The organism is Pseudomonas sp. P9_31, assembly GCF_034008235.1.
Lineage (GTDB): Bacteria > Pseudomonadota > Gammaproteobacteria > Pseudomonadales > Pseudomonadaceae > Aquipseudomonas.
Genome location: NZ_CP125375.1, coordinates 5,901,457 through 5,926,084, shown reverse-complemented (window position 1 = coordinate 5,926,084; position 24,628 = coordinate 5,901,457). Strand labels below are relative to the sequence as shown.

19 protein-coding genes are annotated in these 24,628 nt (G+C 60.1%); 9 read left to right on the top strand and 10 right to left on the bottom strand.

Features of this window, described 5'->3' with window-relative positions; all coding sequences use genetic code 11:
* Positions 1–4: 4 nt before the first annotated feature.
* Entirely contained in the window at positions 5–1,297 is a 1,293-nt protein-coding gene (locus QMK51_RS26675) for a murein hydrolase activator EnvC (RefSeq protein ID WP_320392530.1), read from the bottom strand.
* Positions 1,298–1,526: 229 nt separating this feature from the next.
* The gene (gene gpmI / locus QMK51_RS26670; RefSeq protein ID WP_320392529.1) at positions 1,527–3,056 is read right to left on the bottom strand and encodes a 2,3-bisphosphoglycerate-independent phosphoglycerate mutase; all 1,530 of its coding nucleotides are present in this window, start codon (positions 3,054–3,056) and stop codon (positions 1,527–1,529) included.
* A gap of 154 nt (positions 3,057–3,210) precedes the next feature.
* Between gpmI and QMK51_RS26665 the strand changes: the two genes are divergently transcribed.
* Genes QMK51_RS26665 through secB form a run of 3 tightly spaced genes read left to right on the top strand, consistent with a single transcriptional unit; the run spans position 3,211 to position 4,423 of the window.
* Positions 3,211–3,624, top strand: a complete 414-nt coding sequence (locus tag QMK51_RS26665; protein ID WP_223488518.1) for a rhodanese-like domain-containing protein — start codon at positions 3,211–3,213, stop codon at positions 3,622–3,624.
* A gap of 1 nt (position 3,625) precedes the next feature.
* Entirely contained in the window at positions 3,626–3,880 is a 255-nt protein-coding gene (gene grxC, locus QMK51_RS26660; protein ID WP_007939440.1) for a glutaredoxin 3, read from the top strand.
* A 57-nt stretch (positions 3,881–3,937) separates the two neighbouring features.
* A complete protein-coding gene (gene secB, locus QMK51_RS26655; RefSeq protein ID WP_007897410.1) occupies positions 3,938–4,423 on the top strand; it encodes a protein-export chaperone SecB in 486 nt (161 codons plus the stop codon).
* Positions 4,424–4,589: 166 nt separating this feature from the next.
* Here secB and trmL read toward each other — a convergent pair whose 3' ends face one another.
* A complete protein-coding gene (trmL, locus tag QMK51_RS26650) occupies positions 4,590–5,045 on the bottom strand; it encodes a tRNA (uridine(34)/cytosine(34)/5-carboxymethylaminomethyluridine(34)-2'-O)-methyltransferase TrmL (RefSeq protein ID WP_258697989.1) in 456 nt (151 codons plus the stop codon).
* Between trmL and QMK51_RS26645 the strand changes: the two genes are divergently transcribed.
* A complete protein-coding gene (locus QMK51_RS26645; RefSeq protein WP_320392528.1) occupies positions 5,044–5,484 on the top strand; it encodes a hypothetical protein in 441 nt (146 codons plus the stop codon). The genes trmL and QMK51_RS26645 overlap by 2 nt on opposite strands.
* Before the next feature lie 552 nt (positions 5,485–6,036).
* Here QMK51_RS26645 and ntrC read toward each other — a convergent pair.
* From ntrC to glnA, 6 genes are all read right to left on the bottom strand, one after another.
* Positions 6,037–7,473: a nitrogen regulation protein NR(I) gene (ntrC, locus tag QMK51_RS26640; RefSeq protein WP_258697987.1), complete on the bottom strand. Its 1,437-nt coding sequence runs from the start codon at positions 7,471–7,473 to the stop codon at positions 6,037–6,039.
* Positions 7,470–8,555 (bottom strand): nitrogen regulation protein NR(II), encoded by a 1,086-nt coding sequence (glnL, locus tag QMK51_RS26635; protein ID WP_018929201.1) that lies wholly within the window; start codon positions 8,553–8,555, stop codon positions 7,470–7,472. The genes ntrC and glnL overlap by 4 nt, the downstream gene beginning before the upstream one ends.
* Before the next feature lie 231 nt (positions 8,556–8,786).
* Complete coding sequence (locus QMK51_RS26630) at positions 8,787–9,395, bottom strand: DUF4124 domain-containing protein (RefSeq protein ID WP_320392527.1); 609 nt, start codon at positions 9,393–9,395, stop codon at positions 8,787–8,789.
* Positions 9,392–9,907, bottom strand: coding sequence for a DUF4124 domain-containing protein (locus tag QMK51_RS26625; protein WP_258697985.1), 516 nt, complete (start codon positions 9,905–9,907; stop codon positions 9,392–9,394). The genes QMK51_RS26630 and QMK51_RS26625 overlap by 4 nt, the downstream gene beginning before the upstream one ends.
* A 101-nt stretch (positions 9,908–10,008) precedes the next feature.
* Positions 10,009–10,557: a chorismate mutase gene (locus tag QMK51_RS26620; protein ID WP_320392526.1), complete on the bottom strand. Its 549-nt coding sequence runs from the start codon at positions 10,555–10,557 to the stop codon at positions 10,009–10,011.
* A 134-nt stretch (positions 10,558–10,691) separates the two neighbouring features.
* Positions 10,692–12,098, bottom strand: a complete 1,407-nt coding sequence (glnA, locus tag QMK51_RS26615; protein WP_258697983.1) for a glutamate--ammonia ligase — start codon at positions 12,096–12,098, stop codon at positions 10,692–10,694.
* Between the two features lie 330 nt (positions 12,099–12,428).
* Between glnA and thiI the strand changes: the two genes are divergently transcribed.
* Together thiI and typA are read left to right on the top strand one after the other, a co-directional pair.
* On the top strand, positions 12,429–13,883 hold the full coding sequence (gene thiI, locus QMK51_RS26610; protein ID WP_258697982.1) for a tRNA uracil 4-sulfurtransferase ThiI: 1,455 nt from the start codon (positions 12,429–12,431) through the stop codon (positions 13,881–13,883).
* A 139-nt stretch (positions 13,884–14,022) separates the two neighbouring features.
* A complete protein-coding gene (gene typA / locus QMK51_RS26605; RefSeq protein WP_258697981.1) occupies positions 14,023–15,843 on the top strand; it encodes a translational GTPase TypA in 1,821 nt (606 codons plus the stop codon).
* 217 nt (positions 15,844–16,060) lie between these two features.
* Here typA and QMK51_RS26600 read toward each other — a convergent pair whose 3' ends face one another.
* Positions 16,061–16,498, bottom strand: a complete 438-nt coding sequence (locus QMK51_RS26600; protein WP_258697980.1) for a YkgJ family cysteine cluster protein — start codon at positions 16,496–16,498, stop codon at positions 16,061–16,063.
* A gap of 256 nt (positions 16,499–16,754) precedes the next feature.
* Between QMK51_RS26600 and QMK51_RS26595 the strand changes: the two genes are divergently transcribed.
* The 3 genes from QMK51_RS26595 to QMK51_RS26585 all read left to right on the top strand — a co-directional run bounded on the left by QMK51_RS26595 (position 16,755) and on the right by QMK51_RS26585 (position 24,445).
* Positions 16,755–19,205, top strand: a complete 2,451-nt coding sequence (locus QMK51_RS26595; RefSeq protein WP_258697979.1) for a glycogen/starch/alpha-glucan phosphorylase — start codon at positions 16,755–16,757, stop codon at positions 19,203–19,205.
* Positions 19,206–19,493: 288 nt separating this feature from the next.
* On the top strand, positions 19,494–23,081 hold the full coding sequence (locus tag QMK51_RS26590; RefSeq protein ID WP_320392525.1) for a DUF2339 domain-containing protein: 3,588 nt from the start codon (positions 19,494–19,496) through the stop codon (positions 23,079–23,081).
* Positions 23,078–24,445, top strand: coding sequence for a DUF3999 domain-containing protein (locus tag QMK51_RS26585; protein WP_320392524.1), 1,368 nt, complete (start codon positions 23,078–23,080; stop codon positions 24,443–24,445). The genes QMK51_RS26590 and QMK51_RS26585 overlap by 4 nt, the downstream gene beginning before the upstream one ends.
* Positions 24,446–24,628 lie beyond the last annotated feature (183 nt).

Here is a 24,628-nt window from a genome sequence, read left to right as displayed (position 1 = left end):
GTACTTATCCTTGCGCACGACACCATTGCGCTGGATCACTCGGGTGACCCTGCTGACGAATAGCGAAATACAGCGCTGGTGTGTCCTGCCCGCCACTGTTACCGACAGTGGAGATGGACTCACCGGCTTTTACCACGTCACCCGCAGACTTGAGCAGCGTCTGGTTGTGACCGTAAAGGCTCAAAAAACCGTTGCCGTGGTCGAGAATCACCAGCAACCCGGCGCCACGCAGCCAGTCGGCAAACACTACCCGGCCGCCGTGCACGGCATGCACCTGGCTGCCGGCGGAGGCGCTGATCATCACGCCATCCCACTTGGTTCGGGCATCGTCGCCACGGGTTTCACCGAAGCGCGCCAGCAGTCGACCATCAACCGGCCACGGAAGTCTGCCGCGGGTGGAAGCGAAGGGGCCGCCAAAGGTCTCGCCTGAACTTGAAACCAGTACGCCGGGTGTCGATTTGGCGGGTTTGCGTGGGGCGTCGGTGGCATCTGCTTCAGCCTGAGCCTCACGTAACCGCTTTTTTTCGGCTTCCTGCTGGGCGATCAGCGCTTTTTGCCGCGCTTCTTCTGCCTCTCGGGCCTGACGGGCCAGGGTTTCTTCAATGGTTTTAAGGACTTTAGACAGGTCTGCCTGATCCTGCTCGCGGGTCGCCAGTTTCTGATCGCGAGCCTTTACGTCGTCGTTGAGCTTGGCCAGGACTTGCTGACGCTCTTTGCGGACCTTGTCGAGTTCGTCGCGCTGGCTGTCGAGGCTGCTTTTCTGCACCAGCAATTGCGCTTGCTGCAGGCCGATGTCTTTTTCGACATTGGCCAGTTGGCGCAGGGTTTCGTTGAAATTCTTCAGTTGCTCCAGGCGGGCCTGGCTCAGGTAGTCGTAATAGGTAAGGGTGCGGGCGAATTTTTCCGGGTTCTGCTGGTTGAGCAGCAGTTTCAGGTACTCCTGGCGGCCATTCTGATAGGCCGCGCGGGCCTGGATGGCGATCAGTCGTTGCTGTTCAATGCGCGCGCTCTGGAGTTTTTTTTTCTCACCATCGAGTCGCTGCAGCTCGGATTCGCTTTTCTTCAGCTCTTTTTGCAGCGCGTCGACCTGCTTCTCGAGCTTGCCCATCTCGGTTTCGGTGCCTTTGAGGTCTTTCTGCACCCCGGACTTTTCTTCCTGGAGCTTGCCCAGCAGTTTTTTCAGCTCGGCAATGTCCTGACGCGTGGCGTCCAACTGTTGTTGGGTTTGCGTGCGCTCGTCGGCAAAGGCCGGTTGGAGCAGGCAAGTCAGGGCAAGGGCTATCAGGACGCGAAGCATAGAGGCGGGCGACACCAGGGAAAGGGACGGCCTAGTATGCCCGCCATGCGCAGCAAAAAAAATGCCCAATTGGGGCTGTGTGATAACTGGACTGAAAAACACCGCAAACCAATGTGGGAGCGAGCCTGCTCGCGATGGCATCAGTACATTCAACAAAGATGTTGGCTGTCAGATTGCTATCGCGAGCAGGCTCGCTCCCATAGGGTTTGGCGGTGTTTGAATAGGCGGATTACACCAGAATCGATGTCCCGGTCATTTCCACAGGCTTTTCCAGCCCCAGCAACATCAGCATGGTCGGCGCGACATCCGCCAGCACGCCGCCGTCGCGGACCTTGAAGTCACGCTTGCCGACATAGATGAACGGCACCGGCTCGGTGGTATGGGCGGTGTGGGCCTGGCCGGTCGATGCGTCGGACATCTGCTCTACATTGCCGTGGTCGGCGGTAATCAGGGCTTCGCCGCCGACTTTTTCCAGCGCATCGACGATGCGGCCGACGCACAGGTCCAGGCACTCGACCGCTTTGACTGCTGCCTCGAACACACCGCTGTGGCCGACCATGTCGCCGTTGGCGTAGTTGACCACAATCACGTCGTAACGCTGGTTTGCAATGGCGTCGACGATGCGGTCGGTGACTTCCGGGGCACTCATCTCGGGCTGCAAGTCATAGGTGGCGACTTTCGGCGACGGGATCAGGATGCGTTCTTCGCCCGGGAACGGTTCTTCGCGACCGCCGGAGAAGAAGAAAGTCACGTGGGCGTATTTCTCGGTTTCGGCGATGCGCAGCTGCGTCTTGCCGTTTTTCGCCAGGTAATCGCCCAGCACGTTGTCCAGGCTGCCCGCGGCGAAGGCCGACGGCGCGGGGATGCTGGCGGCGTATTGGGTCAGCATGACGAAGCCGGCCAGTTTTGGCTGGCGAGCGCGTTCGAATTCCTTGAAATCGTCCTCGACGAATACGCGGGTCAGTTCGCGAGCCCGGTCGGCGCGGAAGTTCATGAAGACCACGGCGTCGCCGTCTTCGACCTTGACTGGCTCACCGATGCTGGTGGCTTTGACGAATTCGTCGCTCTCGCCACGCTCGTACGCGGCTTGCAGGCCTTCCTGGGCAGTGGCGGCGTTGAATTCGCTAGCGCCATCGACAATCAGGTTGTAGGCCTGGGACACGCGATCCCAACGGTTATCGCGGTCCATGGCGTAGTAACGGCCAATGATGCTGGCGATCCGGCCTTTGCCGAGGGCCTCGAAGGTCGCGTCCAGCAGTTCGATCGACGACTGGGCGCTTTTCGGCGGCGTGTCGCGGCCGTCGAGGAAGGCGTGCAGGTAGATTTTTTCGGCGCCGCGCTTGTAGGCCAGTTCAGCCATGGCGATCAGGTGGTCCTGGTGGCTGTGAACGCCGCCATCGGACAGCAAACCCATGAAGTGCACGGCTTTGCCGGCAGCAACGGCTTTATCCACCGCGGCGCAGATGGTCGGGTTCTCGAAGAACTCGCCGTCGCGGATCGCTTTGGTCACGCGGGTGAAGTCCTGATACACCACCCGGCCGGCGCCGAGGTTCATGTGGCCGACTTCGGAGTTACCCATCTGGCCGTCCGGCAAGCCGACGTCCATGCCGCTGCCCGAGATCAGGCCGTTCGGCACGGTGGCCCACAGGCGGTCCAGTACGGGCTTCTTCGCCGCATAGATGGCGTTGGATTCCTGGCTGTCACTGTGACCGAAGCCGTCGAGAATCATCAGGACCAAAGGTTTAGGCGTGGTAGTCATAGATTCCACTCGTGGCTGAGTTAAAAAGAGGGCGATGGAAAAGGGAGTGGCAGTTTAAAGCGAAGTTCCGACCGCGTCACCGCCGGACGGGGTTTGGCCCACCATAGTGGCTGTGTATACTGGCCGACATTTTAACGCCCTGGAACCTCCTTCGATGGTTGATCACCTGATTCAATTCGCCACCAACCACTACATTCTCGTGGGTATCTTCGTTGTACTGGCGGCCCTGCTATTGGCCTATCAGATGCAAGGCGGCGGCCGCAGCCTGAGCACCGGTGAACTGACCGGGCTGGTCAACAAGGACGCAGGCGTGGTGGTCGACATTCGTCCGACCAAGGATTTTGCCGCCGGTCACATCGTTGGCGCGTTGAACATTCCTCAGGACAAACTGACCGCTCGCGTCGGCGAACTGGAAAAGCACAAGGCCAAGACCATTATCCTGGTCGACGCCATGGGCCAGACTGCCGGCACTCATGCCCGCGAACTGATGAAATCCGGTTTCACCGCCGCCAAGCTGTCCGGCGGTATTTCCAGCTGGAAGGCCGACAATCTGCCGCTGGTGAAGTGACATGAACAACGTCGTCGTCTATTCCAGCGATTACTGCCCTTATTGCTCGCGAGCCAAGTACCTGCTCGAGAACAAAGGCGTAGCCTTCGAAGAGATCAAGGTCGATGGCAAGCCGCAGGTGCGTGCCGCGATGGCTCAGAAGGCCGGGCGTACGTCCGTGCCGCAGATCTGGATCGGCAGCACCCACGTTGGCGGCTGTGATGATTTGTTTGCCCTGGAGCGCGCCGGTAAGCTCGACGCCATGCTCAAGGCCTGACTGCCTTACTTGAAAATAGCCATACCCTACAAGACCCGAGATCAGAAAGGATCTGAGATGACTGACCAACAGAACACTGCAGCTAGCGAAGAAGAAACCGCACCGCAATTCTCCTTGCAGCGCATCTACGTACGTGACTTGTCCTTCGAGGCCCCGAAAAGCCCGGCGATCTTCCGCCAGCAGTGGGAGCCGAGCGTCGGTCTGGATCTGAACACCCGCCAGAAGGCTCTGGAAGGCGACTTCCACGAAGTCGTGCTGACCCTGTCGGTTACCGTGAAAAACGGTGAAGAAGTGGCGTTCATTGCTGAAGTGCAACAGGCCGGGATCTTCCTGATCAAGAACCTGGATGACGCTTCGATGAGCCACACCCTGGGCGCGTTCTGCCCGAACATCCTGTTCCCGTACGCTCGCGAAACCCTGGACAGCCTGGTCACCCGCGGTTCGTTCCCGGCTCTGATGCTGGCCCCGGTGAACTTCGACGCGCTGTACGCACAAGAGCTGCAACGCATGCAGGCGGCTGGCGAGACTCCAACTGTTCAGTAAGTGTTCGATGCAGTAACGAAAAAAGCGCCGTAACAGGCGCTTTTTTCTTGGGTGATCGTTCCCACGCTCTGCGTGGGAATGCCTCAAGGGACGCTCCGCGTCCAGTGACGCGGAGCGTCACGGGCTGCATTCCCACGCAGAGCGTGGGAACGATCAGGTCTCGAGATTACTTGAACCCGAGCTGACGCCAGGCTTCGTACACGGCGATGGCCACGGTGTTGGACAGGTTCAGGCTGCGGCAACCTTCGCGCATGGGCAGGCGCAGGCGTTGTTCGCCGGGCAGGGCCTCGAGCACTTCGGCCGGCAAGCCACGGCTTTCCGGGCCGAACAGGAACGCATCGCCTTCGGCGAAGCTGGCCTCGTGAAATGGCCGCGAGCCCTTGGTGGTAAAGGCGAACAGCCGAGGATGGCCGAGGCTTTCCAGACAGCTGGCGAGGTCTGCGTGGCGTTGCAGGGTGGCATACTCATGGTAATCGAGGCCGGCCCGGCGCAGGCGCTTGTCGTCCATCTCGAAGCCCAGCGGTTCGATCAAATGCAGGTGGCAGCCACTGTTGGCGCACAGCCTGATAACGTTGCCGGTATTCGGCGGAATTTCTGGTTGGAAAAGGATGACGTGAAACATGCACGGCTCCGAAGGTAAAGATGACGGGCATTCTACGCCGCAAGCGGACCCCCGTTCGAAACTATTCCCGCGGGTGATGGCTTCGTTGGCGATCGTCGGGGTGATGGTGGGCCTGATGATCGGTCGCCTGACCACCCCCGACCCCAGCGAATTGCAGCAGGTCGAGGTCACGAATGACGGGCTGGTGGTGTGGTTCAACAACGAACCCAAGGCCCACGGCGAGTTCGTCGACGGTAGCCTGGCGCTGCTGTTCGAGGCTGAGGGCCGTGCGCAGAAAGGTCAGCTCAAGCTCAACGGCAGAGACGTGAACTGGCGAGTGCGTTTGAGTGATGGGGGGTTGTTGCTGACGGTAGTGGCAGCCCGGCCACTGCAGGGCGAGTGGGCCGGTAGCGAGGTCGATGACCGCTGGCGGCTGGAGATCCATCTCCGAGAGCAATAAAAGAGGGAATCCCCGGCCTGCCTGTACCAAGGTTCCCGAAACGGGAGGGCTCGCGCATTGCGTCGTGAGCCCGGTGTAAAGAGGGAATCCCCGGCCTGCCTGTACCAAGGACCCCAAAACGGGATGGGCTCGTCGCTGTTGCGGTATGAGCCCGGTGTAAAGAGGGGAATCCCCGGCCTGCCTGTACCAAGGTCCCCGAAACTGGGTAGTGAATCGAATCACTGATTGGACTATTGCAGGGGGCGTGCCAGTTTTTAACAAGTTGCAACAGAAAGCCGTCGAGCAGCGCTGAAAGCCCCGTAATTCGGGGCTTTTGTGTTTTTTCGAAATGGATCTCTTTGCAGATGAAGGCGGGGTTTCGGACCGGTTGTCGTGCGCGATTGCGGTTCATGGTGCATTGCTGCGGTGCACAAGGCCCCCAAAAGCATCGCGAGCAGGCTCGCTCCCACAGTGGTTTTTCAGTGTTTCACCAATGTGTGAACACCATTGAACCCTGTGGGAGCGAGCCTGCTCGCGATTGGATCTAACGATCAGCGAAGAACTTAAGGCTGCTTAGCCCTCATCCCCCTCATCATCATCCCCACCATCTACCTTCATCCCCAATTCCTTGATCTTGCGCGTCAAGGTATTACGGCCCCAGCCCAGCAACACGGCGGCGTCGCGGCGGCGGCCGGCGGTGTGTTTGAGGGCGGTTTCGATCATGATCCGCTCGAAAGCCGGCACGGCGCTGTCGAGCAGGCTCGACTGACCGCGCGCCAACGCCTGATCGGCCCACTGACGTAGCGCTTGCTCCCAGTTGGTCACCGGTGCCGAATCCTGCGGCAGGCTCAGCAGCTCGGGTGGCAGGTCGCTGATGTGCACTTCGCGACCCGAAGCCATTACGGTGATCCAGCGGCAGGTGTTCTCCAACTGACGCACGTTGCCCGGCCACGGCAGGTTTTTCAGGTATTCCTCGGTTTCGCTTTTCAGCAGCTTCGGTTCCACCGCCAGTTCTTGCGCGGCGCGGCTGAGGAAGTGCTTGGCCAGGGTCGGGATGTCTTCGCGACGGTCAGACATCCGTGGAATGTGGATGCGGATCACGTTGAGGCGGTGGAACAAGTCCTCACGGAATTTTCCGGCGTGGACCAGGGTTTCCAGGTTCTGGTGAGTCGCGGCAATGATTCGCACATCGACTTTCACCGGCGTATGACCGCCGACGCGGTAAAACTCACCGTCCGCCAGTACCCGCAGCAAGCGCGTCTGAGTATCCGCCGGCATGTCGCCGATTTCATCGAGGAACAGCGTGCCGCCGTCGGCCTGTTCAAAACGCCCGCGACGCAGGTTGGCCGCGCCGGTGAACGCGCCTTTCTCATGGCCGAACAGCTCGGACTCCATCAGATCCTTGGGGATCGCTGCCATGTTCAACGCAATGAACGGCGACGCCGCCCGTGGGCTGTGGCGGTGCAGGGCGTGGGCTACCAGTTCTTTACCGGTACCGGATTCGCCGTTGATCAGCACGGTGATGTTGGAGTGACTCAAACGCCCGATAGCGCGAAACACTTCCTGCATCGCCGGCGCTTCGCCGATGATTTCCGGGGTGCGGGTCAGCGTCGGGACGACTTCCAGGCCTTGCTGTTCCTGAGCGTGCTGGTTGGCGCGCTTGACCAGCGACACAGCCTCGTCGACATCGAACGGCTTGGGCAGGTATTCGAATGCGCCGCCCTGATAGGACGCGACAGCGCTATCCAGGTCAGAGTGGGCAGTCATGATGATGACCGGCAGCCGTGGGTGTTGTTCGCGAATCCGCGCCAGAAGGTCCAGACCGCTGGCACCCGGCATGCGGATGTCGGAGATGATCACGTCCGGCTGCTGGCGCGCCAGGCGGCTCATCACGCCATCGGCGCTGTCGAAGCTTTGCGTGGTCATGCCTTCCTGCTGCAAGGCTTTCTCCAGGACCCAACGGATAGAACGGTCGTCATCGACGATCCACACGGTTTCACTACGGCTCATGTCGATGTGGCTCCTTGTTCCAGTGGCAGAAAGATCGAGAACGTGGTGTGGCCTGGATGGCTGTCACATTCGATCAGGCCCTGGTGCTGGCTGATGATGTTCTGGGTAATGGCCAGGCCCAGCCCGGTACCGTCCGGGCGGCCGCTGACCATGGGGAAGAAGATGGTTTCCTGCAGCTCGGCGGGGATCCCCGGGCCGTTGTCGATGATTTCGATCTTGGTCACCAGGCGATGGCGCACATGGCCGATGGTGAACTGGCGCATGGCGCGGGTGCGCAGGCTGATGCGGCCAAGGCGCAGCTCGTTCTGGCTGCTGATGGCCTGCATCGCGTTGCGCACAATGTTCAGCACGGCTTGAATCATCTGTTCGCGATCGATCAAGACATCCGGAATGCTTGGGTCGTAGTCGCGCACCAAAGTGATGCAGCCCTGGCTTTCGGCCTCCACCAGCTGACAGACGCGCTCCAGCACTTCGTGGACGTTGCACATGGCCAGCGACGGCAGTTTGTTGGAGCCGAGCATGCGATCCACCAGATTGCGCAGGCGGTCGGCCTCTTCAATGATGACGTTGGTGTAATCGCGCAGGCTTTCTTCCGGCAATTCACGGGCGAGCAACTGAGCTGCGCCGCGAATCCCGCCGAGAGGGTTCTTGATCTCGTGAGCGAGGCCGCGCACCAGCATCTTGCTGGTTTCCTGCTTCGACAGCTGCGCCTCTTCCTTGGTGATTCGCAGCAAGCGGTCGCGAGGGTGAACCTCCAGCAGCAGCATCGTGTCGCCATTGCTCAGGATCGGCGTCACCGCGTAATCGACGGTCAGGGTCTGGCCGGTGAGGGCGGTGAGCATCGCTTCGCGCTTGGTGAACGGATGCGCCTGCTCGACCGCCTGGCGCAGGGAGTTCAGCGCTTCTGTGGATTCGGTGAACAACTCACTGATGAACTGCCCATGGCTGCGCTGGCCGCTGATGGCTAAGAGCATCTCCGCCGCGGGGTTCATGTACTCGAGGCGCAGTTCGGCGTCGAGCAAAATGGTTGCGGTGGTCAGGTTGTCGAGTAGCAAGCGGTGTAGTGCGTCGCTAATGGTCATCAGGACCTCTTTTGGAGCAGGGCATGCGCGTGGATAACGCGCTGATACGAGGAAAATGCAAAAACCAAACCAAGGCTCCGAAAAGAAGCGTTTAGAGCCTGAAATAGGCGTTTTACGCTCGTTTGCGTGGCGCTCTGCCAGTTTTTGCACGTGCTTTCGAACCAAAATGGGTTGAAGGCATGAGTGCGGCGCGGATAGTTGCACCAATATAGTGCGTGAACCTGAATGAAGTTAAAAGAAGCTCTTTTCTTCTTCGGGTTTGTCTTTGAGAGGGCATTCCGGCCGTTGGCCGTAGTCGGTGAGCACGCAGGGTTTGGCCTGGCGTTTCTGTGCCAGGGAAATGCGTAGCATGTGGAACGGTTGATTGGCCGTGCGTTCGACGATACGGCCCTGTTCGTCGAGGATTTCCACCGACAGGTTATGGGTGCCACGGTCGATGTTGCTCAGGGCGAACACCGGGCTCGGGCCGGGTTCGGCGGTGGGCTGGCCGTCCAGCAGCAAACGGTAACGATGGCCCCGTTGCAGGGCGGGTTCGCTGGTAACGCTGGCGATCAGTTCACCGGCATTGCTACGGATCGTGGCATCCGGCTCCGGCACCAGCACACGGAGCATGTCGTAATGAAATAGTGGTTTGGCCGGGTTCTGTTTCGCGGCGGTCATGGGCGCCGCGCCGCTCGGGTTGGCCGACATTCGATTGCTCGTTGCCAGTGGCACACGCTTGGCGTTACGGGTGCCCGGTTGATCGGTGAAGACCCGATTGCCCTGGGCGTCGATGTAGGTGAAGACGTCGGCTATTGCCGGCAGGCTGATCAGGCACGCGGCCAACAACCAGGCCCTCAAGGCTTATGCACCCGTTGTACGGTGAGAGTCACGGTGGGGCTCTGCTGTACGACGTTTTGCCCATCGATCACCTGAACCGCAAAGCGGTGTTCGCCACGGTCGATGTTCACCAATTGCAGAATCGGTACGTTGCTCGGCTGGCCGTAGGGTTGATCGTCCAGTAACAGCCTCAATCGGTGAGAGCCTTGCAGGCGCGGATTGATCAATACGCTGACGGTGAACGTGCCGTTGTTGGCGCGCAAGGCTTCCTCGGTGGGCAGGCCAGTCAGCTCCAACACTTGATAGGCGCTGTGGGGCTGGTCGCGGCTACTGGCTTGTACAGGCGCTACCGGCTCGCTTGGCGACTGACGCTCGACACTGTTGAGCGGTGGCAATTCGACCGGTTGAGCTTTAACGCCATCGGGCGGTTGATTGCTGTAGGCAGTGTTGCCGTTGGCATCGGTGTACTTATAGATCTGCGCGGCGGCGGGCAGGGCGATCAGTACGAGCAGGCATAACAACAATGAGCGCATTGCAGGCTTCCATTGGCCGTTGGGCAAGTGTCCGGCCCTGTTCCGTTCATGGCGACTAAGCGCTGAGCATAGAGCACATCAGCGCATGTCGGCAGGCCGGCTCAGCGGCTGGTGCTGCACAACTCAGCGGTGGCGCGCACCTTGGCGAGTTCGCGCAGCGACACTTGGGCGCCGGTTTTGTTGGCCTTGGCCAGCCAGGAGGGGCACTGCGGGTCGTTGCGATAAGGGCTGAAGTCGGCCAGTTGTTGCAGCAGGCGTTTTTGTAACCGATCAAGTTGTGGGCGAATCTGCCCGACGAGATCGGGGCGAGGGGCGTCGGGTGCCTTGCCTTGGGCATGCCAGTCAGACAGGTGCGCGTACTGCACCAGTTTATTGGCCTCGATCTGCGCCGAGAAAAATTGTTCGACAGCTTCGTTGCTCAATTTATAGGCAGGTGCCAGGGTGACGGCACCGGCAATTACCTCGCGCTCGCGCTGACGGTCTTCGACCGGTTTGCCGCTGTCCCATTTGCTCAACGCGACCTGATCGGCAATCGCCAGGCGCTCCTCGATGGTGCCAAGTAATGGGGCGAGGGCGGCAGGTGCCGGGCCGGCAAAAGCGCTGTTGGTCAGTAAGGCAGTGAGCAAGGCAAGGCATGGGCGTAGGCGCATGGGGGATCTCGGCTTTATCGGATGAAGGGCATGATGCACGCAACCGGGTATCCGATGACAGACGTTCGCCCACAAAAAAGGCCTCCCGAAGGAGGCCTCTCTTTTGTCACGCCGCGTACCGCGGCGCTACCGGATCAGCAGCTGTAGTACAGCTCATATTCCAGTGGGTGTACGAAGGTGCGAACCTTGATTTCTTCTTCGCTTTTCAGGGCGATGTAAGCGTCGATGAAGTCGTCGCTGAAAACGCCGCCTTTGGTCAGGAACGCACGACCTTTATCCAGCTCTTCCAGGGCTTCTTTCAGGCTGCCGCAAACTTGTGGGATCTCTTTCGCCTCTTCAGGCGGCAGGTCGTACAGGTTTTTGTCAGCCGCGTCGCCTGGGTGGATCTTGTTCTGGATGCCGTCCAGGCCAGCCATCAGCAGTGCAGCGAAGCCCAGGTACGGGTTGGCTGCCGGATCCGGGAAGCGGGCTTCGATACGGCGAGCGCGAGGGCTGGACACGTAAGGAATACGGATCGAAGCGGAACGGTTGCGAGCCGAGTAGGCCAGCATCACTGGCGCTTCGAAACCTGGGACCAGACGCTTGTAGGAGTTGGTCGACGGGTTGGTGAAGCCGTTCAGGGCCTTACCGTGCTTGATGATGCCGCCGATGAAGTACAGAGCGGTGTCGGACAGGCCGGCATAGCCTTCGCCAGCGAAGGTGTTCTTGCCATCTTTGGCGATGGACAGGTGAACGTGCATACCCGAGCCGTTGTCGCCGTACAGAGGCTTGGGCATGAAGGTCGCGGTGCGGCCGTAGGCGTCAGCAACGTTGTGTACGCAGTACTTGAGGGTCTGAACTTCGTCAGCCTTGGCAACCAGAGTGTTGAACTTCACGCCGATTTCGTTCTGACCGGCAGTCGCCACTTCGTGGTGGTGAACTTCGATGGTCAGGCCCATTTCTTCCATGGCGTTGCACATGGAGGTACGGATTTCGTGGTCGTGATCGAACGGCGGAACAGGGAAGTAGCCGCCTTTGACGCCTGGACGGTGGCCTTTGTTGCCGCCTTCCACGTCCTGGTCGGACATCCACGAACCTTGTTCGGAGTAGATTTTGAACATCGAGCCGGAGATGTCGGACTTGAACTTCACTTCGTCGAAGATGAAGAACTCAGGCTCCGGGCCCACAAATACGGTGTCGCCAATACCGGTCGACTTCAGGTATTCCTCGGCACGCTTGGCGATCGCACGTGGGTCACGGTCGTAGCCTTGCATGGTCGAAGGTTCGATCACGTCGCAAACCAGGATCAGGGTCGGCTCTTCGGTGAACGGGTCGAGAACGGCAGTGCTGTCGTCCGGCATCAGGATCATGTCGGAAGCTTCGATGCCTTTCCAGCCTGCGATGGAGGAACCGTCGAACATTTTGCCTTCTTCGAAGAAAGCTTCATCCAGCGCATCGCGAGCCGGCATGGTCACGTGGTGCTGAGTGCCTTTGGTGTCCGTGAAGCGCAGATCAATCCACTTGACGTCATGATCTTTGATGAGTTGAACCGACTTCGACATAGTGTCCTCCGGGTGGCTTCGGGCTTAGTAATGGATGCCCTTAGAATGTGGGTGATGCCGGCGCGAATACTCTGCCATGGCAACCTGCCTCACAAGGGAGCAAATTGCATGCCAGTGCCCCACCATGGGTTTTTTGCCCCTATATCGCGCTTATAACGGTGCAAGGCGCCAGAAAGCGCAAAATATCGCCCTGTAATGTAGCGTCTAACTCCGTAAATGACCTGTTTTGGTGCGCGCAAAACCTTCTGCACATTAACTGGTTAAACCTTGAGCAATTTCCGCTATAATCCGCGCCCCCCTTTTTCGGCTGGCCCGGCGCGCGCTGTTTTCATGAAACTAATCGTAAAAGTCTTCCCCGAGATCACCATCAAGAGCCGCCCGGTACGGATGCGTTTCATCCGCCAGTTGGCCAAAAACATCCGCACCGTGCTCCGCGATCTGGACCCGGCCGTGGTGGTGAACGGTGTGTGGGACAATCTCGAGCTGGAAACCCGCGTCAGCGACCCGAAAGCCCTGAAGGAGATGACCGAGCGCCTGAGCTGCATGCCGGGCATCGCGCATTTCCTGCAGGTGGATGAATACCCGTTGGGCGACTTCGACGACATCGTCGAGAAGTGCAAGCTGCACTTCGGCGATGCGCTGGCCGGGAAGATTTTTTCGGTGCGCTGCAAGCGCGCCGGCAAGCACGAATTCAGCTCCATGGACGTGGAGAAATACGTCGGCAGCCAGTTGCGTCGTCAGTGCGGCGCCGCCGGAATCTCCCTGAAAGAGCCTGAAATCGAAGTTCGCATCGAAATTCGCGACAAACGGTTGTTCGTGATCCACAGCCAGCACAACAGCATCGGTGGTTATCCGCTGGGTGCCCTGGAGCAGACACTTGTGCTGATGTCCGGCGGCTTCGATTCCACCGTCGCCGCCTACCAGATCATGCGCCGCGGGCTGATGAGCCATTTCTGCTTCTTCAATCTGGGCGGACGTGCCCACGAACTGGGCGTGATGGAAGTCGCGCACTTCATCTGGAAGAAGTACGGCAGCTCCCAACGCGTGTTATTTGTCAGTGTGCCGTTCGAGGAAGTACTGGGAGAAATTCTCGGGAAAGTCGATAACAGTCATATGGGTGTGGTTTTGAAGCGTATGATGTTGCGCGCTGCTTCCCGTATTGCCGATCGGCTGGACATCGAAGCGCTGGTCACCGGCGAAGCGATTTCCCAGGTGTCGAGCCAGACACTGCCGAACCTGTCCGTGATCGACTGTGTGACCGACAAGCTGGTGTTGCGTCCGCTGATCGCCAGTCACAAGCAGGACATCATCGACCTGGCCAACGAAATCGGCACCGCCGACTTTGCCAAGCACATGCCGGAATACTGCGGGGTCATCTCGGTGAACCCCAAGACCCACGCCAAGCGTCCGCGCGTGGAGCATGAAGAGAAAGAATTCGACATGGCGGTGCTCGAGCGTGCGCTCGAGAACGCCAAGCTGGTGCCGATCGATCGCGTGATCGACGAATTGGGCCAGGACTTGCAGATTGAAGAAGTCAGCGAAGCGCTGGCGGGCCAGATCATCATTGACATCCGTCACCCGGATGCCGCCGAAGACGACCCGCTGGTGCTTGCTGGCATCGAGGTACAAGCGATGCCGTTTTATGCACTGAACGCTCGTTTCAAGGAACTGGACCCTACTCGCCAGTACCTGCTGTATTGCGACAAAGGCGTGATGAGTCGCCTGCATGCTCACCATTTGCTCAGTGAGGGGCATGCCAATGTGCGCGTTTATCGACCGAGCTAAGAGCCCGGGGCTGTTTGCCTGTGGCCTGCGTCACCGGCCCCCCGACTCTGCCGTCAAGCTGTAACGGCAAGGCCTGACTCTACTGTAAATCGCTGCCAAGACTTGTCAGCACACCGAATCCTCTGATCGAGATACACAAGTGATCGAAAATCTACGCAACATCGCCATCATTGCTCACGTTGACCATGGTAAAACCACCCTGGTAGACAAACTCTTGCGTCAATCCGGCACCCTGGAGCGCAACGAGCTCAACGACGAGCGCGTGATGGACTCCAACGACCAGGAGAAAGAGCGCGGTATTACCATTCTGGCGAAAAACACCGCCATCAACTGGAACGGCTACCACATCAACATCGTGGACACCCCGGGCCACGCCGACTTCGGCGGCGAAGTTGAACGCGTTATGTCGATGGTCGACTCCGTTCTGCTGCTGGTTGACGCTCAAGACGGCCCTATGCCGCAAACCCGTTTCGTGACCAAGAAGGCTTTCGAAGCCGGCCTGCGTCCAATCGTGGTGATCAACAAGGTTGACCGTCCAGGCGCGCGTCCGGACTGGGTTCTGGACCAGATCTTCGACCTGTTCGACAACCTGGGTGCCACCGAAGAACAGCTGGACTTCAAAGTCGTCTACGCCTCGGCCCTGAACGGTATTGCCGGTCTGGACCACACCGACATGGCTGAAGACATGACCCCGCTGTACCAGTCGATCGTCGACAACGTTCCAGCTCCGGCTGTTGACCGTGACGGTCCGTTCCAGATGCAGATCTCCGCTCTGGACTACAACAGCTTCCTGGGTGTTATCGGTGTTGGCCGTATCGCTCGTGGCCGCATCAAGCCGAACACTCCGGTTGTCGCTATCGACGCCGACGGCAAAAAACGCAACGGTCGTATCCTGAAGCTGATGGGTCACCACGGTCTGCACCGTATCGACGTTGAAGAAGCAGCTGCCGGCGACATCGTCTGCATCAGCGGCTTCGAGCAACTGTTCATCTCCGACACGCTGTGCGACCCACTGAACGTTGAAGCGATGAAGCCGTTGACCGTCGACGAGCCAACCGTTTCCATGACCTTCCAGGTAAACGACTCGCCTTTCTGCGGTAAAGAAGGCAAGTTCGTGACCAGCCGTAACATCAAGGAACGTCTGGACAAAGAGCTGCTGTACAACGTTGCTCTGCGTGTTGAAGAAGGCGACTCGGCTGACAAGTTCAAAGTCTCCGGCCGTGGTGAGCTGCACCTCTCGGTACTGATCGAAACCATGCGTCGCGAAGGCTTCGAAATGGGTGTTGGTCGTCCGGAAGTGATCATCCGCATGGTTGACGGCGTCAAGCACGAACCGTACGAAAACGTGACCATCGACCTGCCGGAAGAATCCCAGGGCGCGATCATGGAGCAAATGGGCCTGCGTAAAGGCGACCTGACCAACATGGTTCCGGATGGCAAGGGCCGTGTGCGCCTTGAGTACAACATCCCGGCACGTGGCCTGATCGGTTTCCGTAACGAGTTCCTGACCCTCACTTCCGGTGGCGGCATCCTGACCTCGATCTTCGACCGTTACGACGTGATGAAGTCCGGCGACATGTCCGGCCGTCAGAACGGTGTACTGGTGTCGGTAGCGACCGGTAAGGCACTGACTTACTCGCTGGAAACCCTGCAGGCGCGTGGCAAGCTGTTCGTAGAACACGGCCAGGACATCTATGAAGGTCAAATCGTTGGTCTGAACAGCCGCGACAACGACCTGGGTGTTAACCCGACTAAAGGCAAGAAGCTCGACAACATGCGTGCTTCGGGTAAAGACGAAACCATCGCTCTGGTTCCGCCTGTCAAGTTCACTCTGGAGCAAGCTCTGGAGTTCGTACAGGAAGACGAGCTGTGTGAAGTCACTCCTAAGTCCATCCGTCTTCGCAAGAAGATCCTGGGCGAAAGCGAGCGTACCCGCGCTGCCAAGAAAAGCGGTAACTGAGTTTCGACTTAGTTAGCAGCTAAAAAAACGCCCCCGACCGCAAGGTCGGGGGCGTTTTTCTTTGTCTGGGTTTTTTGCGGGGTTTGTGCCGGCCTCATCGCGAGCAGGCTCGCTCCCACATTGGATTGGTGTTGAACATAGATTAATTGTCCGCCACAAATCCTCTGTGGGAGCGAGCTTGCTCGCGATTGGACTTGTCAGACAGCGGGATTCTGGATCAGAACTTGTCCAGCGTCCGCGGATTGTTCTCGCGCACCACTTCTTTGGGCTTGTACGCGCAATACCCCGGTCGCGGTCCGATCTTCGGGTGGTTGCGGCAGGTGTCCGGGCGCTTATCATAAATAGTGCACAGACGGCTTTTACGATCCAGGTAGAGGCAATCGTTGTTGCTCATGCGCTGGAGGGTGAAGATCTCGGACTTCTGGTTATAGCGCTCGACGATCCCTTCCTTTTGCAAACGCTTGGCGATGTTCTTCGGCGGGTCGCCACGCTCGAATTCGTCGACGATGCCGATACGGATCAGATCCTTGATCTTGACCTCGACCGGCAAGGTGCAGCAGCTGGACACGCAGGCGCCGCACATCGGGGCAGAGTACTTGGCCCAGGTATCGAGGCGATCGATCTCCGCGGCGGCAATCAGGTTGGGCTTCATCATCGGTTGTTACCAGCGTGTGCATCAGGGCGCGCGATCATACCGGGACTGGTGGATTTTTGAACAACCTTTCGCCAGATTTTTTTGCTTGTCGCAAAATAGGCACTGTGTCCGGCACGGCCCCTGCATCGTTTCAGGCACGCGATAACCTAATGTCGATCTATCTCGCACTAACAGGGAAAACTGCCGAACCAGAGTCTCTAAGGTCTGTCAGACCGACTAGGCTCAGACAACTTCACGCTCGCTCGAGGTCCTATCGATGACTCAAGAACCACTTGTTCGCGAAGCAGAGGTGGCCGCATTCCGCGACGCCGTCTTGACCAAGCTCACCTACGCGGTGGGCAAAGACCCGGATCACGCCTTCGACCACGACTGGTTCGAAGCCATTGCCCTGGCGGCGCGCGATCACATGGTCGAGCACTGGATGGACCACACCCGGCAGATTTACCGCAAAGGCCAGAAACGGGTCTATTACCTCTCCCTTGAATTCCTCATCGGCCGCTTGCTCTACGACAGCCTGAGCAACCTCGGCCTGCTCGATGTGGCCCGCGAGGCCATGACCGAACTTGGCGTCGACATGGAACGCATCCGTCTGCTGGAACCCGATGCGGCACTGGGTAACGGAGGCCTCGGGCGTCTGGCGGCGTGCTTCATGGAAAGCATGTCGACCCTGGGCATCGCCGGCCATGGTTACGGCATTCGTTACGAACACGGTTTGTTCCGCCAGGCCATCGTCGATGGTTGGCAGCAGGAGCAGACCGAACACTGGCTGGATTTCGGCAACCCCTGGGAGTTCGAACGGCCGGAGGTCGCCTACCCGATCGGCTTCGGCGGCAGTGTTGAAACCGTGACCGATGAAAGCGGCAAGTCCAGGCAAGTCTGGTCCCCGGCGGAAACCGTGCGGGCCATTGCCTATGACACCCCGGTGGTCGGTTGGAAAGGTGCGAGTGTCAACACGCTGCGACTGTGGCGTGCCCGGGCCATGGAAGAGTTGCACCTGGAACGCTTCAACGCTGGCGACCACCTGGGCGCGGTAGCTGAAGTGGCCCGGGCCGAAAGTATCTCCCGGGTGCTCTACCCGGCGGACAGCACCGAGGCCGGCCAGGAACTGCGTTTGCGCCAGGAATACTTCTTCGTCGCCGCGTCCCTGCAGGATTTGCTGCGTCGCCATCGCAACATGCACACCTCGGTGCTGACCCTGGGTGATCACGCGGCCATTCAACTGAACGACACCCATCCCTCGATTGCCGTGGCCGAGCTGATGCGTCAGTTGGTCGACGTCTATGACGTGGCGTGGGATGCGGCGTGGCAGGTCACCGTCGACACGCTGTCGTACACCAACCACACGCTGTTGCCGGAAGCGCTGGAGACCTGGCCGGTCGGTTTGATGGAGCGGATGCTGCCACGGCACATGCAGATCATTTATTTGATCAACGCCCAGCACATCGACTCGCTGCGGGCCAAGGGCATTCACGATTTTGACGTGCTGCGTGCGGTGTCGCTGATCGAGGAAGACAACGGGCGTCGTGTGCGTATGGGCAACCTGGCATTCCTTGGCTCCCATAGCGTCAATGGTGTGTCCGGTCTGCACACGCAACTGATGCGCAGCACGGTGTTCTCCGAACTGCACAAGCTCTACCCGGAGCGGATCAACAACAAGACCAACGGCATTACCTTCCGCCGCTGGCTCTACCAGGCCAACCCCGAGCTGACCTCCATGCTGGTCGATGCCCTCGGCCAGGGTGTGCTGGACAACCCCGAGGAGCGTTTGCTGGCTCTGGAGCCGTTTGCCGAGAAGACTGCATTCCACAAACAGTTCGCCGAACAGCGGCTGCACAGCAAGAAAGCCCTGGCGTACCTGATTCATGAGCGGCTGGGGATCGCGATCAACCCGGCGGCGATGTTCGACGTGCAGGTCAAGCGGATCCACGAATACAAACGTCAGTTGCTCAACCTGCTGCACACCGTCGCGCTGTATCAGGCGATTCGTGCCGAACCGGAAATCGACTGGGTACCACGGGTGAAAATCTTCGCCGGCAAGGCGGCGGCCAGTTATCACCAGGCCAAGCTGATCATCAAACTGACCAACGACATCGCCCGGGTGGTCAACAACGACCCGACTGTGCGTGGTTTGCTCAAAGTGGTGTTCCTGCCCAACTACAACGTGAGCCTGGCCGAAAGCATCATTCCGGCGGCGGATTTGTCGGAGCAGATTTCCACCGCAGGCTTTGAAGCTTCGGGCACCAGCAACATGAAATTCGGCCTCAACGGCGCGCTGACCATTGGCACCCTGGACGGCGCCAACGTGGAAATGTGCGAGCGCATCGGCGCAGAGCACATGTTCATCTTCGGTCTCAGCGCCGAGCAAGTGGAAGCGCGCAAGCGCAACCATGAATTCAGCGCGGCGCCGGACATTGCCGCCTCCCATCGACTCAACGACGTGCTGCAAGCGATTCGCGGCGGGGTGTTCTCGCCAGACGATCCGTCCCGTTACACCGCTCTGATCGATTCGCTGGTGGACTACGACCGCTTCCTGGTCTGCGCCGATTTCGATGCTTACTGGAACGCGCAGATGCGGGTCGAGGCCCACTGGCACGACTCGAAAGAGTGGTGGCGCTCAGCGGTATTGAGCAGCGCGCGGATGGGCTGGTTCTCGTCCGACCGGACCATTCGTGAGTACGCCACGGATATCTGGAAGGCGTTGGAGTAATTTTTAGCGACAAATGTGCGCAAGGCCCAACGTCTGTTGGGCCTGATCGATATACTAAGCACCAACTTGACCCTTGTGGGAGCGGGCTTGCTCGCGAAAGAGGCCTGACATTCAACATCAATGCCGAATGTCAGGCCTCTTTCGCGAGCAAGCCCGCTCCCACATTGGATTTGTGCTGCAGATGCAATCTGCTCTCACACTGGACTCCGGGTGTCTGCTCACTAGACTGAGCGTGACGCTGTATCGCCCGGATTCGCCCCGCCGCGGGGCCGCTTAGGGATATCGACCATGCAATGGATGTTGATGCTGATTGGGCTGCTGCTGGGCTGGATGCTTGACGAGTCGTTCAGCGACGCGCTGTTGGGCGGCTTGCTCGGCCTGGGTATTGGCCAGGCCATTCGCATCGGCCGCTTGAGTACTCAAACGGCCGAGCAGCGGCGCTTGCTCGATCAGGCCCGGGTTGCGCTGAATGCGGTCGAGCAACGATTGACGTTGCTGGAGGTGTCGGGCGTCAAGGCACCTGAAACCAGCGAACCGATTGCCAGCGAACCGGTTCCATCCCCTGAAATCATTATCGAGCAAGCCCCTGCCAAACCGCCGGAGCTGGTCTGGGAGCTGCCGCCCGAACTCGAACCCATCACAACGGCCGCTGCCGAAGCCAGTCGTCCGTTGCCCGCTGATGCCTGGAAACCCGAGCCGGTCGCCCGCGAACCACAGCAACCGGCGGCGCCTCGCGGTCCGAACTTCATCGAGCGCGCCATCAGCGGCGCGCGCAACTGGTTGTTCGGCGGCAATACCGTGCTGCGGGTCGGCGTGGTGCTGTTGTTCCTCGGCCTGGCCTTCCTGTTGCGCTATGCCACTGAAGGCATGGTGGTGCCGGTCGAGCTGCGTTACGCCGGTGTCGCGGCGACGGCCTTGGGCTTGCTCGCTCTGGGCTGGTGGTTGCGATTGCGCAACAGCAATTACGCCTTGATGCTGCAAGGCACCGGGATTGCGGTGTTGTACCTCACGGTATTTGCCGCGATGCGTCTGCATCCATTGCTCGACCCCACGGCGGCACTGGGGTTGCTGGTGGTGGTGACGGTGTTCTCGGCGATTCTCGCCATTACCCAAAACGCGATGGGCCTGGCCGCCGCTGCCGCGCTCGGCGGTTTCGCCGCGCCGATCCTGACCTCTACCGGGGCTGGCAATCATGTCGCGCTGTTCAGCTATTTCGCCCTGCTCAACGCCGGCATCCTCGCCATCGCATGGTTCAAGGCCTGGCGGCTGCTCAACCTGATCGGTTTTGTCGGCACCTTCGGCATCGGGTTGGCTTGGGGCCTGCGTTCCTACAAGCCCGAATTGCTGTGGAGCACCGAGCCGTTCCTGATTCTGTTTTTCCTGATGTACCTGGCCATCGGCCTGTTGTTCGCCCGGCGCAAGCTGCTGGAAATGAGCGACGCGCCCGAGGACGACAGCCGCGATGCACTGTTGCGCTGGTCGGCGCGCAAGGGCGATTACGTCGATGGCACGATGCTGTTCGCGCCACCGCTGGTGGGCTTCGGTTTGCAGTTCGCGCTGGTGGAGCACCTGGAATTTGCCGCCGCTTTCAGCGCCTTGGCACTGGGCATGATTTACATGGGCCTGGCCCGATTACTGATGGGCGGCCGAGCGCTGTTGTTGGCGGAAACCTGTCTGGCGCTGGGGGTGATCTTCGCCAGCCTGGCGATCCCCTTGGGGCTCGACGCACGTTGGACCGCCGCAGCCTGGGCGGTGGAAGGCGCGGGGATTTTCTGGCTCGGCCTGCGTCAACAACGACCGCTGGCGCGAGCCTTCGCCTTGCTGCTGCAACTGGGCTCGGCACTGGCCTTCCTCAGTGAGCTGCGCAGCGGCGAGAGCAGCTTGCTCGATGGCGCGCCACTGGGGGCGTTGATGCTCGGCGTGGCGCTGTTGTTCAGCTTCTACCAATTGCGCAAAGCGTTGCCCGAACAGGCATCAAAGTGGGAGCGCCAAGGGTTGCCAGTGCTGGCCTGCCTGGGGCTGACTTTTCTCTATTTGCTGGCGCCGCTGTTCTTCTTCACCCACGGCACGGCGATCAGTTGGGCGCTGGCCGGGTTGGCGACGCTGTTCATTGGCCTGCGCCTGCAATCGCGGGCATTCCTGTTCACCGCGTTCGCTGTGCAGTTGCTCGGTGGTGTGTTGTTCCTGTTGCGGCTGCAAGGGGCCAACGGTGATTCTGCCGCCGTGTTCAGCGCTGGTTGGAGCGGTTTGCTCAGCGCATCCCTGATCGGGCTGGCGTTGATCGCCGGTATGTTGCTGGCAGCCCGGGACGAAATGGTGCGCAGTGATGTGCGCTTGCTGCGCGGCTTGTCGGTGGTGTTACTGGCCGGTCTGGTACTGATCAACCTTGCCGTGCTGTTCGTGTTGCCGTGGCAAACCGCGAGTGCGGTATGGGCGGCCAGTGGTTTGTTCATCATCTGGCTGAGTCTGTACCTGAAGCAGCGCGTGAGTTTTGTCTTTGGTCTGCTGTTGCAGGTGATTGGCGGCGTAGCGTTCCTGTTCGCCGGGCCGGACTTGCTCGGGCCGCTGCTCAGCGAAGGGCTGCGACCGCTGGCGCATAGCGGTTTCTGGACGCCGCTGGTGCTGGGTCTGGCCGCATTCGTCGGCGCCTGGCGTTTGCAGCTCGGTAATCATGCTTCGGCCTTCGATAGGTTGAGCTTGCAGCGCTTGTCCGAAGTGTTGCTGGTGTGGGGCGCGGGTTGGTGGGCACTGGCGTGGGTCAGCGAAGTGCTGCGCTTTGCGCCGGTGAATCTGCAAGCGACGTTGTTGCTGGCAGTCGCAGCCGTGAGTGTTGCGTTGTGGGCGGTATTGGCGCTGCGCCTGAAGTGGTCGTCGCTGGGCTTGCTCTGCACCTTGCTGATTCCCGCTGCCGGTCTGGTATTACTCGCCGCTTGGCATTCGCGATATCACCCGGCAGGCAACTTCGGCTGGCTGGTTTGGGCTGCGGTGTTCGTCGTGCATTTCTTCTCCCTGCGGCGTCTGGCGCCGATGCTGCCTGCAAGAGCCCTGAGCACCGCCCATGTGCTCGGCAGCTGGCTGTTGATCGGCGTGCTGGCCCTGGAGTTGCGTTACGGCTTGCTGCTGTTGTCGGAACAGTACAACGCCTGGCGCTGGTTGGGCTGGGCGATTCTGCCGAGCCTGTATCTGGTGCTGATGGCTGCACCGCGCGCGTGGCCATGGCCGGTGTCGGCTTATTCCCGCGAGTACCGGGTCTATGCCGCTGCGCCTCTGGCGTTGTTGATGCTCGGCTGGTTCTGGCTGGCGAACATCGCCAGTGACGGCACCGCCGAGCCGTTGCCGTATGTGCCGCTGATCAACCCTCTGGAGCTGGGCCTGTTGTTTGCCCTGTTCGGGGTGTACGTGTGGTCCCGCAACGCGGTCACGCAATTGGCGATCCGCAAGGATTACGCCGATAACGCCACGCAAGTGATTGCCGGTGTATCGCTGTTCGCCTTCTTCACCGCGCTGGTGATGCGCGCGGCTCACCATTGGGGCGGCGTGCCGTTCGCGCTGGATCTGCTGCTTGAATCGATGCTGGTGCAGGCGGGCCTGTCCATCGTCTGGACCCTGATGGCCTTGAGTCTGATGATCGGTGGGCATCTGCGTCATCGCCGTGAAGTCTGGCTGATCGGCGCGGCGTTGATCGCACTGGTGGTTGCCAAGTTGTTCTTCGTTGAATTGAGTAACCGCGGCGGGCTGGCGCGGATCGTGTCGTTTATCGGCGTTGGTGTATTGCTGCTGGTGGTGGGCTATTTCGCCCCGTTGCCACCCAAGCGTGCCGAGGCTGTGCCGGAAGCTGAAAAACCGGCCCCTGAAACCGAAGGAGTGTCGTCTTGAGTCAGAAGCTGAACCTGGGCTGGTGGGGTGCTGTGGTGCTGGGTGTGACGCTGTCGGCCGGCGCTCAGGAGAAACCGGCGGACTTTGCCGCACAGGTGCCGTTGTCCGTGAGTGGCGAGGGCCCGTGGTATCGCCTGGAATTGCCCTTGGGCGTGCAATTGAAAGCGCGACAGACCGATCTCAGCGATCTACGCGTCTTCAATGCGGCCGGTGAGGCTCAGGCGTACGCCCTGGCCCGGGAACCCGCGCAGACCCGCGAAAACCGCACGCAAACCGACGTGAAGTGGTTTCCGTTGTATAACTCGGCGGATGCCACCGAACATGCGCCGAGTGTGCGCGTGCAATCGAACACCAACGGCACGTTGATCGAAGTGCAGCCGTCCAGCCAGTTGGAGGCGGGCGAAGAAGAGCTGCGCGGCTGGTTGCTCGATGCCAGCAGCATCAAGGCGCCGTTGCAGCAAATGATTCTCGACTGGACCAGCGAACGCGACGGTTTCCAGCGTTTCAGCATCGAAGCCAGCGATGATTTGCAGCATTGGCAGTCGTGGGGTGAAGGGCAGGTGGCGCGTCTGACGTTTGCCGACGAACGGGTCGAGCAACATGAAGTCGGCCTGCCGGGGCAATCGGCGCGCTATTTGCGCTTGCTATGGAATTCGCCTCAGTCGGCGCCGATGCTGACGTCGGCGCAACTGGAAAGCGCCAGCCCGCGCACCTTGCCGCTGCCGTTGGTCTGGTCGCAACCGTTGGCCGGCACCAGCGTGAAGGCTGGTGAGTACATCTGGCAATTGCCGATGGGATTGAACGTCCAGCGGCTGCAGATCGAGCTGAGTCAGCCCAACAGCCTGGCCCCGGTGACGTTGTCGGGGCGGCGGGAGACCAGCCTGCCGTGGCAACCGCTGACCAGCGGTTTGCTGTATCGCCTGACCCAGAATGGCCAGGACGTGGTGCAGAACGAATTGCAGTTGTCGGGCCAGACTGTGCAGCAATTGAAGCTGACGGTGGATGAGCGCGGCGGTGGCCTGGGCGCTGAAGCGCCAACCGTGCGGTTTGCCGTGCGCTCCACGCAACTGGTGTTCCTGGCGCGCGGGGCCGGGCCTTATACGCTGGCGCTGGGGAGTGCGACGGTGAAGGCGGCGAGCTTGCCGTTGTCGACGCTGATTCCGGATTACAGCGCGGCGAAGCTGGCGACGTTGGGCAAGGCGGCGGTGGATGGAGCCGCAGTGGTGACCCCGGTGGCGACAGCGCCCGCGCTGGTGGGCATGAACTGGAAGAAGTTCGGGCTGTGGGCGGTGTTGTTGCTCAGTGTGCTGTTTCTGGGGGGCATGGCGTTCAGTTTGCTGCGCAAGCCTGCTGCTAAACCCTGAGGATGGCTGGCGCTGCACGCCATTCGCGAGCAAGCCCGCGAAAGCGGTCTGTCAGCCATAAAAAAACCTCAATCCGCCGCTGATCCACAAGCCACATCGGCCCCTTTTCGAACTACGCTCAACCCCGCGCATGAACTCTATTGGGTGTATCACGTCTGATAGGAGGAAATGCGCCCTGACTCG